Origin of the sequence: Burkholderia sp. TSV86, from assembly GCF_001522865.1 — a bacterium.
Classification (GTDB): Bacteria; Pseudomonadota; Gammaproteobacteria; order Burkholderiales; family Burkholderiaceae; genus Burkholderia.
The window spans coordinates 92,507-106,981 of sequence record NZ_LOWB01000075.1; the positions used below are offsets into that span (position 1 = coordinate 92,507).

General features: G+C 61.9%; 9 protein-coding genes. 2 read left to right on the plus strand and 7 right to left on the minus strand.

The features are described 5' to 3' along the window. Window positions 1–156: 156 nt before the first annotated feature. Window positions 157–981 carry a class I SAM-dependent methyltransferase gene (locus WS68_RS12555; RefSeq protein ID WP_059571120.1) on the minus strand — a complete coding sequence of 275 codons (825 nt, stop codon included), beginning with the start codon at window positions 979–981 and terminating at the stop codon, window positions 157–159. 414 nt (window positions 982–1,395) lie between these two features. Here WS68_RS12555 and WS68_RS12560 point away from each other — a divergent pair, with 414 nt between their 5' ends. Together WS68_RS12560 and WS68_RS12570 are read left to right on the plus strand one after the other, a co-directional pair. Beyond that, entirely contained in the window at window positions 1,396–3,381 is a 1,986-nt protein-coding gene (locus WS68_RS12560; RefSeq protein ID WP_059571121.1) for an acyl-CoA synthetase, read from the plus strand. A gap of 451 nt (window positions 3,382–3,832) precedes the next feature. Continuing rightward, window positions 3,833–5,131 carry an O-acetylhomoserine aminocarboxypropyltransferase/cysteine synthase family protein gene (locus tag WS68_RS12570; protein WP_059571123.1) on the plus strand — a complete coding sequence of 433 codons (1,299 nt, stop codon included), beginning with the start codon at window positions 3,833–3,835 and terminating at the stop codon, window positions 5,129–5,131. 72 nt (window positions 5,132–5,203) lie between these two features. On the opposite strand, the gene WS68_RS12575 is transcribed toward WS68_RS12570, so the two are convergent. The 6 genes from WS68_RS12575 to WS68_RS12605 all read right to left on the minus strand — a co-directional run bounded on the left by WS68_RS12575 (window position 5,204) and on the right by WS68_RS12605 (window position 14,472). Further along, complete coding sequence (locus tag WS68_RS12575) at window positions 5,204–6,511, minus strand: Nramp family divalent metal transporter (protein WP_059571247.1); 1,308 nt, start codon at window positions 6,509–6,511, stop codon at window positions 5,204–5,206. A 207-nt stretch (window positions 6,512–6,718) separates the two neighbouring features. Then, complete coding sequence (locus WS68_RS12580) at window positions 6,719–6,997, minus strand: acyl carrier protein (protein WP_197419594.1); 279 nt, start codon at window positions 6,995–6,997, stop codon at window positions 6,719–6,721. A gap of 20 nt (window positions 6,998–7,017) precedes the next feature. Further along, complete coding sequence (locus tag WS68_RS12585; RefSeq protein ID WP_197419595.1) at window positions 7,018–8,754, minus strand: PhpK family radical SAM P-methyltransferase; 1,737 nt, start codon at window positions 8,752–8,754, stop codon at window positions 7,018–7,020. 7 nt (window positions 8,755–8,761) lie between these two features. Continuing rightward, window positions 8,762–12,037 (minus strand): non-ribosomal peptide synthetase, encoded by a 3,276-nt coding sequence (locus tag WS68_RS12590; RefSeq protein ID WP_197419596.1) that lies wholly within the window; start codon window positions 12,035–12,037, stop codon window positions 8,762–8,764. A gap of 41 nt (window positions 12,038–12,078) precedes the next feature. Further along, a complete protein-coding gene (locus WS68_RS12595; protein ID WP_197419597.1) occupies window positions 12,079–13,683 on the minus strand; it encodes an AMP-binding protein in 1,605 nt (534 codons plus the stop codon). 333 nt (window positions 13,684–14,016) lie between these two features. Continuing rightward, the gene (locus tag WS68_RS12605; RefSeq protein WP_082709996.1) at window positions 14,017–14,472 is read right to left on the minus strand and encodes a DUF2087 domain-containing protein; all 456 of its coding nucleotides are present in this window, start codon (window positions 14,470–14,472) and stop codon (window positions 14,017–14,019) included. Window positions 14,473–14,475 lie beyond the last annotated feature (3 nt).

A 14,475-nucleotide genomic window follows, 5' to 3' on the forward strand; every position in this document is an offset into this window, starting at 1 on the left:
GCCGCGGCCAACGCGATTCACGGGTGCGTCACTGCGCGGCGCCGCACGGCACGGCACACGCGCAAAATACACGCGTTCGAACCGCAAACCGCCACGCGCCCGTTCATTCATCGAACGTCCGCGCCGCGCCGGCCACGCACCCTACACGTCCTGCCGCTACGTGCCCCGCTTGCTCGCGATGAAATGGAACCATGCTTCGCCGCTCAAATCCTGATCGTCCCGCAACTGCCTGCCCGTTGAACTACCAAATGCGGCTTGCAGATGAAAGCCCGCTGCGTCCAATTGCCGCCGCTGAGTAGCGAAATCGGTGTAGGTGACGAGAATTCCAAACTTATGCGCCGCGCACACGCGCCGCGCATATCCGTCGAATTCCTGATTCAAACGCGAATTGCGCCAGTAATTCAACGTGCTGATCGGCACCGTATAGACGATTCTTGCCGCATCGATCGCCGTGACCAGCGGATTGGCCGAACGCCGCGGCCACCGAATCAACTGCGCAGGCCCCTCCCGGTAGCTCGGCCCGGCGAGATTGTGCGTCGAGAACCACATAAGACCGCCCGGTTTCAGCACGCGCGCAAATTCGTTCAGCACCGATACGCGGCCGTCGTGATCCACCGCGTCGATGCCGTTGTAGCTGAATACGACGAGCGAAAAGCTGCCGTCCGCGAACGCAGATAGATCACGTGCATCCATCAAATAGACACGCGTATCCGGATGATTGCGCCGGCAAACGTCGACCAGCTCGCTTGTGTAATCGACGGCAATATAGTCGTCACCAAGCGTCTTCAACAGCGGCACGGTGCGCCCGCCGCCCACGCCGACATCGAGAATCGGTCCGCCGTCCACCCGCTGGGCCAACCATTCGAACGCCGCCGCCTCGCCGGGATCGGTCCAGCCCGATGCGTTCCCATACGCGCGCAGCGAACTGGAACTGCGCCATGCTGCCTGATTGATGCGATCCTGCTCCAAGCCCTTATCCATCCCGCCCTCTCTCTGCCGGTCCGTTCAGTGACGTTCCGTGCTGCATGGAGTCCGCTTCGAGTATGCGACGCCACCACGCGTATCTGTGTGTTGAGGATTACACATTGGATTGCTCGCATCGAACGATGCAGTCCCGTTCCGCGCACGGGGCCGGCGAGATTTGCCGCAACGCCAAGGCCGGCTCGCGCCGCCTCCCGTCTGACGGCGGTTCGGCCGTCTACTGCGAACCTTTCGATCAAGCTTCAGTGGCCAATCTCGTGTATGGTCCTGCTAGGACACTCGCCAATCCGCCCACACACGCACCTTCGGGCGCTCTAAGCAACAAGCAGGCGAAGTCGTGGAGTCGCAGATCGTCAGGAGCGGCCGGCCTCTCGATCCCGGCACTGAGCGCAACTCTGTCGTCGACGAGGCCACATGAAAGGGATCGCCACCGAAGCAGATGTCGCTGCAATCGAATCGCAAGCCTGGCCGTCGGATCTGCCGGCGAGCACCTATGAAATGATTTGCCGCGGTGCGGCAATCGATCCGTCCGCACCCGCGCTGTCGTTCTTCCTGCGCGCGCAAAACCACCGCGACGTCGAGCGCTGGACATATCAAGAACTGTTGCGCGACATCACACGCACCGCGAACCTGTTCACCCGGCTCGGCATCGGCCGCGATCACGTCGTCGCATATGTATTGCCAAACCTGCCCGAAACGCATTTCGTCATCTGGGGCGGCGAGGCCGCCGGCATCGTCTGCGCGATCAATCCGCTGCTCGAGCGCGATGCGATCGCCGCGTTGCTGAACGCGTCGGGCGCGAGCGTGCTGGTGACGCTCGCGCCCTTCCCCGGCGTCGATCTATGGCAGAAAATCCAGCCGGTGCTCGACCGTGTTGCGTCGCTGCGCCACCTGGTGCTGGTCAATCTCGCCGACCACGTTCACGGGCTGCGTGGCGTCGCCGCGCACATGCTGCAACGGCGCGAGTGCACGCGCCTGCACGGCCCCGGCGGCGCGCGGCGGGCGATCCGCCGCGCCGTGCCTGCGCACGTCGACGTTCACGATTTCCGGCAGGCAATCCAACGCGAATCCGGCACGGCGCTCGTCAGCGGCCGCACATTCGATTCGGATGACTTATCGTCATATTTCTGCACGGGCGGCACCACCGGTCTGCCCAAGATCGCGATGCACCGCCATCGCAACGAAGTCAGCAACACTTGGAGCGCAAGCCAGTTTCTCGGCGCCGACATCGGTCCAGGCAAAACCGTTTTTTGCGGCCTGCCGCTGTTTCATGTCAACGCCGTATTCGTCACCGGTCTGCTGCCGTTCTCGCGCGGCGCCCATGCAATACTCGGCACGCCGCAAGGCTACCGCGGCGACGGCGTCGTCGCGCGTTTCTGGGATATCGTCGAGCATCATCGGATCAACTTTTTCAGCGGCGTGCCGACGCTCTATGCAGCGCTACTCGACGTGCCGATCGACGGTCACGACCTGCGCTCGCTCGAATATGCGTTATGCGGCGCCGCGCCAATGCCCGTCGAAGTCTTTCGAAAATTTCAGGAACGCACGGGGGTACGCATTCTGGAGGGTTACGGGCTGACCGAAGGCGCTTGCGTAAGCAGCGTGAATCCGCCACTGGGCGAACGCAAGATCGGCTCGATTGGACTGCGGATTCCCGGGCAAGCGATGAAGACCGTGATCGTCGACGATGCTGGCCAATACGTGCGGGACTGCTCGACCGACGAAATCGGCGTGCTCGTGATCTCGGGGCCGAACGTATTCGCCGGCTATACGGATCCCGAACAGAACCGCGGGCTCTGGCTTGATCTCGGCGACGGCGCACGCTGGCTCAACACCGGTGATCTGGGCCGGCGCGATGCCGACGGCTATTTCTGGCTGGCGGGGCGCAAAAAGGAACTGATCATTCGCGGCGGGCATAACATCGATCCGGCGGTAATCGAGGAAGTGCTGCATCGCCATCCCGCCGTGCAGATCGCCGCCGCCATCGGGCGCCCGGACGCCCACGCGGGCGAGCTGCCCGTTGCCTACGTGCAGCTCAAGCCTGGCGCCGCCGCGACCGAGGACGAACTGATGCGCTTCGCGTGCGCAACGATCGGCGAGCGTGCCGCACAGCCGAAACGGATTCACATCGTCGAAGCGCTGCCGATCACGGCCGTCGGCAAGATTTTCAAGCCGGAGCTCAAGCGCCGGGAAACGATCGATGCGTTGCATGCGGCGCTGGCCGACGCAGGCATCGAGGGCGCTTGCGTCAGCGCGCACAGCGATCTGGTCAGAGGTGGCGTCGCATTGGAAGTGGCGCTCGCCGACGCCGAGTTTGAAGCGATTGCAAATGCGGTACTCGGGCGGTTTGCGTTTGCGTACACGATCACGGTGCGCAACGAGGCAATCAAAACTCGCTGACGGCATTCCGAGCCAATGGAGCGAATCACCGATCAACCGAATGCGTATGCCGGCGCGCACGCCATGATGCCTCTGACACAAGCTCAGCCGCAGTATGCACGCGCGCTCAACGTGACAGGCACATACGATCACCCAGTGTTCTCTTGCGGCGATTTGCCGCAACGATCGTGCGATTGCAAAAATGCGGCATTCGCTACGCGAACGGTGGCGCCCCTTTGACTCTTCGCCCCTTTGATAAGCCAGCGCCAATTGTTCCGCCCCGCCCCGCGGCATTGGTGCCGAATTGAATTTCACGACGCGCGCGATGCCGGCTCGCCGCAAGACTCGAACGCAGGCAATCACGCATAAGCTTGTCACCAAACGAGCTAAAGGCATGGTGATACGGCTCATATAATCGAGCGACACTTTCACGCACGCTTCATTTCATCCGATTGATCGACCGGAGCCCTTCATGGCCGAACCCGCATCTGCTGCCGATTGGCGTCTCGAAACGATTGCCGTGCACGGCGGCTACCGCCCCGATCCCACGACTCGCGCGGCTGCGGTGCCGATCTATCAGACTGTCGCGTTCGCGTTCGACGACACTCAGCACGGCGCCGATCTGTTCGACCTGAAAGTCGAAGGCAACATCTATTCGCGCATCATGAATCCGACGAACGGCGTGCTCGAAGCGCGCGTCGCGGCGCTCGAAGGCGGCATTGGCGCGCTCGCGCTCGCATCGGGGCAAGCGGCCGTCACCTATTCGATTCTCACGATCGCAGAAGCAGGCGACAACATCGTCTCGGCAAGCACGCTGTACGGCGGCACCTATAACCTGTTCGCGCATACGCTGCCGCAATACGGCATCACGGCCCGGTTCGCCGATCCGCGCAATCCCGCTTCGTTCGAAGCGCTAATCGATTCGCGCACGAAGGCGATCTTCGCCGAATCCGTCGGCAACCCGCTCGGCAACATCACCGACATCGCCGCGCTCGCCGAACTCGCGCATCGTCACGGCGTGCCGCTGATCGTCGACAACACCGTGCCGACGCCCTATCTGCAGCGGCCGTTCGAGCATGGCGCGGACATTGTCGTCCATTCGCTGACCAAGTACCTCGGCGGTCACGGCACGAGCCTGGGCGGCGCGATCGTCGATTCGGGCCGCTTCCCGTGGGCCAAGCACGCCGAGCGCTTCAAGCGGCTGAACGAACCGGATGTCAGCTATCACGGCGTGGTCTATACCGATGCTTTCGGTGAAGCCGCTTACATCGGCCGCGCACGCGTCGTGCCGCTGCGCAATACCGGCGCGGCGATCTCCCCGTTCAATGCGTTTCAGATCCTGCAAGGCATCGAAACGCTTGCGCTGCGCATCGAGCGCATCAGCGACAATGCGCTGAAAATTGCGCAGCATCTCGCGGCGCACAGTAAGGTCGAATGGGTCGATTATTCCGGACTGCCGAATCATCGCGACCATCCGCTTGTCGAGCGCTATCTGTCGGGCCGCGGGCCAGGTATCCTGACGTTCGGCGTGAAAGGCGGCCGCGCGGCCGGCGCGGCGTTCCAGGACGCGCTGAAGCTGTTCACGCGGCTCGTCAATATCGGGGACGCGAAATCGCTCGCCACGCATCCCGCATCGACGACCCATCGTCAACTCTCACCCGACGAGTTGGCCAAAGCGGGCGTGAAGGAAGAAACCGTTCGGCTGTCGATCGGCATCGAGCACATTGACGATCTGCTCGCCGACCTCGATCAAGCGCTTGCGCAAGTCTAAGCGCTCGGCTCACCTGGCTTGGCTGGACGCGCTACCACGACGGCGACGCGTGCGGCGAACCGGCTGCCGCACTTACGAATAAAAAATGAGCAGCAGGTTCGTCCCGCCAATCACCGCGAACAACGCCCACGCGGCGCTCCGGGCGAACCCGCCGATCGCATGGCCGTTCATCACGCGCTGGTCGCTGACCGAGCGAATCAGCGGCCACATCGCGAACGGCAATTGCAGGCTCAGCAACACCTGGCTCCACACCAGCAGTTGTCCGACCGCGCCGTCTCCGAGCCACAACACGCCGACGAGCGCAGGCACGAGCGCGAGCCCGCGCGTAATCAAGCGACGTTGATAGCACGGAATTTTTACGTGCAGAAAGCCGTCCATGATGACCTGACCGGCGATCGTGCCGGTCAATGTCGAACTCTGGCCGGAAGCCAGCAGCGCGATGCCGAACAGCACTGCGGCACCGCCGCCGACAAGCGGCGTGATCAGCTTGTACGCCTGCTCGATATCGGTAACATTGGTCTGGCCCGCCGTGTGGAATGCGGCGCCCGCGAGAATCAGAATCGCCGCGTTGACGAGCATCGCGACGAACAGCGACACGCAGGTATCGATGCGCACCATCGCGAGCGTGTCCCGCACGCCGTCGCCCGCGCCACCGACGACGCGCCGCGTCTGCACGACCGACGAGTGCAGATATAGATTGTGCGGCATGATCGTCGCGCCGACGATGCCGAGCGCAAGCAGGATCGCGTCCTTGCGGGCGTGGCCCGGATCGCCCGGCGCGAGCCCGTGCAGCACCGCCCGCCAGTCCGGCGGCACCATCGCCACTTGCGCGACGAAGCAAAACGCCATCGTGCCGATCAAGCCGAGGACGATTGCCTCGATCTGCCGAAAGCCCTTGCCTTGCAGGCCGAGCACGATCATCGTGTCGAGCGCGGTCAGCACGATACCCCATGCGAGCGGCACGCCCAACAGCAGCTTGAACGCGAGCGCGCAGCCGAGCACTTCAGCGATATCGCACGCGATGATCGATACTTCGGCCGCGATCCATTGAACGACACGCCCGAGCGGGCCGTAGCGCTCATAGCTCGCTTGCGCGAGATCGCGGCCGGCGGCAAGCCCCAGCCGCGCGGCGAGCATTTGCAGGAAGATTGCAGCGAGGCTCGAAAACACGACGACCCACAGCAACGCATAGCCGAATTGCGAGCCTGCCTGGATATCGGTCGCCCAGTTGCCGGGGTCCATATAGCCGATCGCGACCAGCAGGCCGGGACCGGCAAAGCGGCGCAGCTTCGCGACGCGCGAAACCCGTGCATCGACGACGATGCTGCCTTTGACTTCGGCCGGGCAAAATGGAGCGGTGGGAATGGTCGGGAGCGGCATGAAAACGCGTGCGGACAATGAAGTGCCGGTCATTTTACGCATGCGCAGGCGCCGCGCCCAATATGCTTGGACAGCCGCTCGCAAAGCCGTGCGACGCACGGCTCGCCCCTTACCTGCCGCACCGTCAAGCGGCGCGGCTGCGTCGTCTCGCGGAAGAACCGGGGAGTATGCCGCCGAGTCGTGGCGGGCACCGCCGCCCGTCTCTGCTCACGCGCGCGGCGTACTCGCGGATACGCTCGCCAAGTGCCGCGCAACCGCATCGATGGTTCGATGCAAATACAAATCACCGATCGACAATCCGATATTCCGCGCACGCGTGGCCACCACGACACGCAGCGCTGTCAGCGACTGCATGCCGTATGTCGCGAACAAATCCTCGCCGCTCGACACTTCCGCACGCTTCAACACGTCCGACACGATCTGCAACAGCGCCTGCGCGATCAGCTCCGCCGATTGAACAGGGCTGCTTGTTTCCGGAGTCGTCATCGTCTTGCTCCACGTCGCGTTCATCGCGGCAGAATGGGCAGCACCTTCGCGCGTGAAGGTGCAGTACGCGGCCTTGGCATGGGCATCGGCATGTTCGGCTCGGCCAGATATCGCCGGCGCGCCGCAATCGCGATGTTGCGCAATCTCGCCATCACGTCGTCACGCACCGATGGATTATCCGGCGTCACGAATTTCATCCCGACCAGCTCGTTGAAGCCTCGCACGAACGATATGACGTCGTCGCGCGAGAAGCCGTGGCGCATCAAATAATAGATGCTCCAATCCTCGAAACCGTTCTGAGGACACCACACCGAATTCCGGATCGTCAGGAACATATGCTCGATCAGCGCGCTGGCTTCATGGTTGTCCATCGTCGGATGCTGCCACTCGAAACCACCGCCGACGACGCCGAGCTTCTCGCGATCGCGCCACACCGGCGTAGCCGGGTCGAGATAAAAGAGCTGGGCGCGATAGAAAGTCGGCGCGTGCGTCTCGATGAATTCCATCGTTTCGAACACCGAATCGCGCGTCTCGCCGGGAAAGCCGATAATGAACGAGCCGTAGGTCGTGATGCCGACTTCCCGGAATTTGTCGATGGCGGCTCCGTAGTGCTTCTTTCTCGCCGCCTTGTTCATCAACTCGAGGATACGATCGCAGCCGGATTCGATGCCTAGAAACACGCCCTCGCAACCGGAAGCGGCCATCAGTTCGATCGTCTCGGCGTCACCGTGATCGGAGCGGTAAAACGAATTCCAGCGAAACCCATAGCCGCGATCGATCATCAGACGCAGGATCGATTTGAAACGGCCCTTCGGCACATTGAACGTATCGTCGAGAAATGTGAGCGTCGACACGGTACCAAGCTCCGCGATCGCATCGAGTTCCCGCTCGACGTAATCGAGGTCCGTATAGACGTAATTGCCCGCACGCTGCGGAAAACCGCAGAAATTGCAGTTGAACGGGCACGACTTGGCGGTGCGCAACGACACAAAACGGCCGATTGCCTCCGGCCCGAACAGCGAATAGTCGATCGGCTCGTCGTGCAATTCATTGCGTTCGGTTTCTAACGGATGAAAATCGAATGCTGCTCCGTCTGCGCCCGGCACAGCGATGTTCGGGATTCCGTCGAGACTCTCGCCGGCCTTCAGCCGCGCGATGATTTTCGCAAGCGCCGTTTCGCCTTCCGAACTGATGACATAGACATCGCCGCCGATGAAATTGAAGAGCAGCGACAGTTCATCCTCCGACATGACCTTGTGCTGGTTCGAGATATACGGCCCCCCGATGATGATCGGCGCGTCGATGCCGATCGAGCGCAGATATTCGACGATTTCGATGATCGGCTGCGGCGACACATATACCGTCGTCGTGATGACCACGCTGCGAAAACGCTTGCCTTCGAAGCGTTCGGGCAGTTCATCCTTCTCGCGATGGAACAGGCTCACATAATCGAATGAGAACCCTCGGCGGTGGAGAAAAGAACCGAGGTACAGGACGACCGGCCAGACGAAATCGCAATTCTCATAGGGCGTATCGGGCGGCATCCCGGCTTCGGTCATCAAGTGATTGATCAAATCGAGACAGCGTAACGGCACGCCTCCCACTTCGGTGAACGTCAGGTTCAAGTCGCGGAACGCACCCGTATCTTCTCCCGTACCGCGCATCATCTCTACGAAATCGGAGAAGCTCGGGTCATGAAAGCCGATGATCAAGCAGTCCTTGATCGATTCGTCGATGTCGTTCATGGTAGTGGACACTGGACTCTCACGTGCGCGACGAGCGCGCGATCGATGTTGAATTGGAACGGCCATTGGCCGCGTTCGATTGCTTCAGGCGCTCAACGACTTCCGCAAGGCCTTCAGCCGTTGGTTGAAGATAGAAATCCTTGATCGACACCTGAACACCATGCGATTGCCGAATGCGAGACAGCACTTGCAACGCGAGCAGCGAATGGCCGCCCGCCTTGAAGAAATTATCGCGTGGCGCGATCGTGCCACGCTTGAGCAGCGCGGTGAAAATCCCGGCGATTTCAGCAGCCATGCCGTCGCCCGGCGTTTCCGGCTCGTCCTGCTGCGTGCGCGCCGCCGATGCACCGTCGTTGCTCCATTCGAGCGCTTCGACGAGCTTCGCCACATCGGTTTTGCCGCTCGCCTTGACGGGAAACGTGCGCGTGATTTCAATGCGCTGCGGAACCAGATAGGACGGCAGCTTCACGGCAAGAAACTGGCGAACCGCATCGACATTCAGTTCGTGACTGCCCGCCGGCATCACGAAAACGACCAGCGTCGGATCGCCGTTCGGCGCGGTGGCAATGGCCGCCGCCGCGGCCTGCGCATGAGGAAATTGCGCCAGGCAACGCTCGATCTCGCCCAGTTCGATCCGAAAGCCGCGGAATTTGATCTGGTTGTCCGCGCGCCCTTTGTGGAGCAACGTGCCGTCCGGCAGCCGAAGCGCGAGGTCGCCGGTTCGGTAGATGCGCTGCCCCGGCTCTTTCGCATATGGGTTCGGAATGAAGCGCTCAGCGGTCAACGCCGGTGCGTCGAAGTAACCGCGCGCGAGATTTTCGCCGCCGATATAGAGTTCGCCAATCGCGCCCGGCGGCACCGGCTGTAGATCGTCGTCGAGCACGTAAATCGACAGATTACCGAGCGGGCGGCCGAGATAACCATCCCGATACACGGTGCGTTCGGTCGCCTTCGCGCCTTGATACCGGATGCCGGCGGTGATGACGGTTGCTTCGGTTGGTCCGTAGGTGATCAACAAGCCGACTTCGCCGCCGCGATCGACGCGATCCCAACTGATCAGTTGATTTGCGCGGATCATCTCGCCGCCGATGACGACCTGCCTCACCGGTTCGGGAATCGACTTGCCCCGAGCAACGAGCAATTCCAGCCAGACGTTCCAATAGCCGGCCGTGAAATCGAGAAAAGTCAGCTGATGTTGTACGATCAACCGCTCGAGCGTTTCGATCGGAATCGGCCGCTCAGGATGGATCGCGAGCGTTGCGCCAGTCAGCAGCGGCGCAAAAATCTCTTCGACCGAACCGTCGAATGCAAAGCTCGAAAACAACATGCAGCGATCGTTGGAACGCAAGCCGCTCGCCTCGCGGAACGAGCATACGTGGTTCAGCACACTGCGCCACGAAATCGCAACAGCCTTCGGGTTGCCCGTCGATCCTGACGTGTACATCAGATATGCCAATTGCTCGGCGCTACTGCCGCGCACGGATTCCGGCTTGCCTGCGGCCTCGAACAAAGCCGCGTCGCGATCGAGCGTGGCGCTGCGCAGGCCGCTGCTTGTAAACTTGCCGATGAAGCGCTCCTGCGCAAGCACGAACGAGAGGCGGGCGCTGTCGAGCAGATACGCGAGACGCGACGGCGGATTTTCCGGATCGAGCGCGACATATGCCGCGCCAGCCTTCAGGATGCCAAACATGCCGACGATCATATCGATCGATGCGTCAGCGCACAGACCCACCCGCATCTCCGGGCCGATGCCCTGCTTTTGCAGATACGCGGCAACGCCATCAGTCGCACGGTCGAACTGCGCATATGACATATGGCCGTCACCGGCAACCAGCGCCGCCTTGTCGGGCATATCGCGCACGATCGCGGCAAGTAAATCGGCAATGCCCGCGTTCGTGTCGTAGTCGCGCTCGGTCGCATTCCAGCGGTACAGCAGCAGGTCGCGCTCGCGCTCGTCGATGAACGCAATGCTCGAGACCGGTTCGGACGGTGCGGCCAAGCATGCATTCAGCAGCGTACTGAAGTGGCGGGCGAAACGCTGTATCGTGGCGCGCTCGAACAGATTCGTTCGATATTCAAAGCGGCATTCGATCCGACCGTCGGCACTCGGACAGGCATCGAGCAGCAGTTCGAATTGCGCGATTTCGGGGCCGGCGACGAACGGCTCGCACTGCAGACCGTCGAGTGCAAGCACTTCGCGCGCGGCAACATGGTAATTCACACAGCATCTGAAAAGCGGATGCCCATCGACGTCGCGTGCGGGATTGAGTTCGCGCACGATCTTCTGGAACGGCACGTCCTGATTCGAATAAGCATCGAACAGCAGATCGCGCACTTGCTGAACGACATCCTCGAAACTCGGCTGCTCGGTGAATTGAATGCGCAGAACGAGGCTGTTGACGAGCATGCCGATCATCGATTCGCTTTCGGGCAGCAACCGTCCGGACACGATGTAACCGAGGCTGATGTCCCGCTCGCGCGTGTAACGGTTCAGCACCAGTGCGAGCGTCGCGACGAGGATCGCGGCGGGCGGCGCGTGAACGCGGCTGGCGAACGCATCCAGCGCCCGCCGAGCCTGCGAATCCAGCGTGAAGCACTGGCGCTCGCCGCGATAGTCGTCATGCCCCGGATTCGGCCGGTGATCGGCAGCCACCATCACCGGCGCGGCGGCGTCCATCAGGCAGCGCCGCCAGTGGCTTAGTTGACGCTCTATTTCCGGCGCGGCCTCGGGCCGGCGCTGCCAGGCAGCGTAATCCGGAAATTGCATGCGCGGCGGCGCAATTTCCGCACCGTTGCCGCCACTCGCCGCTATCCGGTACAGCACGCCCAGTTCACGAATCAGAATGTCCGTCGACCATTCATCGAAGACGGCGTGATGCACTGTGAACATCAGCACATAATCGTCCGGCGCCATTTTAGCGATCGTCAAACGCACGAGCGAGCCGCGCTCGAGATCGAATGCGTCGAGACTCGTCGCTTCCGCGAGGCGGGTAAGCTCCCGTTGCGCGGCCTGCGGCGGCATCGCGGACAGATCGATGGAACGCGTATCAGGCGGCAACTCCGTGTGAACCACCTGCATCAGACCTTCTGGCTTCGACACGAAGACGGTCCGCAAGCTGTCATGGCGCTGAACCAGCATTCCGAGCGCGGCCGTCAACGCGGCGCAATCGAGATTGCCGCGCACGCGGAATGCGAGCGGGCAATTGTATAGATAACGCCCGGCAATCGAGTGATGGAGCAGCCATAGCCCTTCCTGAGAAGGCGTGGCGAGAAGCGTGCGGGGGGATGAGCGCATCGATGCTTTCCGTGTGTGCTGGTCGCTGATCATGATTTCCGTCACCTCCCCGCGGCCGGGACGCCTTCGGATAAGGTGGCGCAAGCTATGCGCTTCAGGCGCAGATAGTCGATCTTTCCGTTGTCGTTGACGGGAAACGGCGCGAGCGGAACGAAGATGCGCGGCACCATGTACACCGGCAATTCGTTGGCGCACAGCGCCGCGAGTGCATCGCGATCGCACTCCAGCCGATTGCAGAACGCAACGAGCTGCATTTCCTGCTCGTCGCCGCCTCTCGCCGCGACCACGGCAACCTGCTGATCCGGCAAAAGCCGCCGCAGCGTCGCCTCGATTTCCTGAAGTTCGATTCGAAAGCCGCGCACTTTCACCTGATGATCGGCCCGGCCATGAAAGACATAGCCATGACGAGGATCCCGGCTGACGAAATCGCCCGTCCGATACCAGCGCACCCGTTCATCGACGGAGTCGGCAACGAAATGGCGGCTCTGGTCGATCGCGTCGCCCCAGTATCGATCGACGACCTGTGGGCCGGACAGCAACAGCTCGCCCGTCGAGCCGTCCGGTGCGGACGATGTATCGATACGCGCAACGACAGTGTGGAGCGGCTCGCCGATCGGCACCCATTCGCTTTGCGGCGGGCGGTCCGGATCGAAAGTGTAGGAAGTCGCGAAAACAGCGGCCTCGGTGGGACCATACAAATTGACGATTCGCGACGCGGGCGCCGCGTCATGCCAAAAACGCGCGATGCTAGTCGGAAGCGCTTCGCCGCAAAAAAGCGAGAGCCGCAGCGTCGGCATCGGCTCGCTTCCGAGCGCGCTCAGTTGCTGGACGTATGCCGCAAGCGTCGGAACGGAACTCCACAGGGTAAGCGCGTTGCGCCTAACGAATGCAGACGGGTCGAGCAAATCCGACTGAGACGGCACATAAAGGCAAGCGCCCGCGTCCCAGCATGGAAAGATCTCGCCTATCGAAAAATCGAAACTCAGCTCCGCGAAATGCGTGAGCCGATCGTCACGCTTCAGCGCGAGCAACGGGCGAAGGCCGGACAACAGCGCAAGCACGTTCGAGTGCGCAACCGGCACGCCCTTCGGCAGGCCGGTGCTGCCGGATGTAAACATCAAATACGCAAGAGCGCAACCGTGCGCAGCGGACGGCGAGACCATGGCGTCCGTTGGATGGACGATACGCAGCCAACGTGTGGATGCCGGAGGGTGGCCGGCGTTCTGCGTCGCGTCGACGACGACGATCGTGCCGGCCGTCTCCGCGCCCGTCAGCATCGCGGCGGCCAGATCAAAAGACGCCGAATCGACGACGAACGTCGAGATCGCGGCCTGCTCGATGACGCGACGAAGACGTTCGACCGGATGACCCGGATTGAGCGGAACGTATACGTTGCCGCTGCCCATGATCGCCAACATACCCGCATACGCCGCAGGCGATTTCGCGCACAACAGCCCGATAGGCCGCCGGGCGTCGTACAGACCTTCGTCGATCAGCGTCGCCCGTATCCGTTCCTTGAGCCCGGCCAATGCCGCATAACTGACGAAACGTCCGTCGACGTGCAATGCGGGCGAATCCGGATACTCGGCGGCGCGCGCGTCGAAAAGCGCATCGAGACTTCGCGGGTGCGCATGAGCGCCTTTCATCGAATGACTATGCATCTTGCCACTTCATAGCTAGAGATTGCGTTCGAAACGCACGCTGGCGCGTATGTTCCACTCACATCTGCAACGAACGACAAAAGCACAAAACAAATCGGCCTGGATGCCGGTCACATGCGAATCACCGCTATCGGCATGCAGTTCCTGCCGAACAGCGCGCTTGGCGCCATCCGCCACGGCAGACTCGTTCGGACACCCCAACGAATCTGCAAGCCGTACTTCATCGATATCATTCGACGGCGCGTACGCCGCCGGCCAAACATGATTGCCGCGTTACTGCACCGCGCCGGCTCGTAACAGCAAGTACGCGCAATCTGCTCAACTTTTTTGCGCATGCGCGGCCATGCGCTGTGCGCGAAGCGCGTCGTTACGTGCGCGAGCATCGGCAACAAAACGCGTGATCTCGATCGACTCCAGCACCGCGACGTGCTCATGCGCAGGATGATCGACGGGCAGCGGCCGCCGTTCGTATGTCCGGCCAAAGCCGTCACGCTGCCAATAGCCCATGTCGATCAGCGTTCGCCTCAACTCGACATGATCGATCCGCAGCATCGCGCCTTCTTCGTCCAGCCACCGCCTGAGCGCCTGATTGACCGCGCTTTCGGCAAGCGCGACATTCGCCGGGATGCACATGGCTGCCATCGCAAGTGTGACGGTCATATCGGGCGATGACATATTGCCAAGGGTAATGCCCTTCTTGGACACCAACTTCTCGAGCGCCGCCAACGTCCTTGATTGATCTGACGGCGGTTGAGTGTCAATCGGTTCTTTCATTCG

Coding starts and splice junctions, on each gene's coding strand:
- WS68_RS12580 (WP_197419594.1), bottom strand. CDS start 6,997: ATGACGACTCCGGAAACAAGCAGCCCTGTTCAATCGGCGGAGCTGATC.
- WS68_RS12555 (WP_059571120.1), bottom strand. CDS start 981: ATGGATAAGGGCTTGGAGCAGGATCGCATCAATCAGGCAGCATGGCGC.
- WS68_RS12595 (WP_197419597.1), bottom strand. CDS start 13,683: ATGAAAGGCGCTCATGCGCACCCGCGAAGTCTCGATGCGCTTTTCGAC.
- WS68_RS12570 (WP_059571123.1), top strand. CDS start 3,833: ATGGCCGAACCCGCATCTGCTGCCGATTGGCGTCTCGAAACGATTGCC.
- WS68_RS12605 (WP_082709996.1), bottom strand. CDS start 14,472: ATGAAAGAACCGATTGACACTCAACCGCCGTCAGATCAATCAAGGACG.
- WS68_RS12590 (WP_197419596.1), bottom strand. CDS start 12,037: ATGCGCTCATCCCCCCGCACGCTTCTCGCCACGCCTTCTCAGGAAGGG.
- WS68_RS12575 (WP_059571247.1), bottom strand. CDS start 6,511: ATGCCGCTCCCGACCATTCCCACCGCTCCATTTTGCCCGGCCGAAGTC.
- WS68_RS12560 (WP_059571121.1), top strand. CDS start 1,396: ATGAAAGGGATCGCCACCGAAGCAGATGTCGCTGCAATCGAATCGCAA.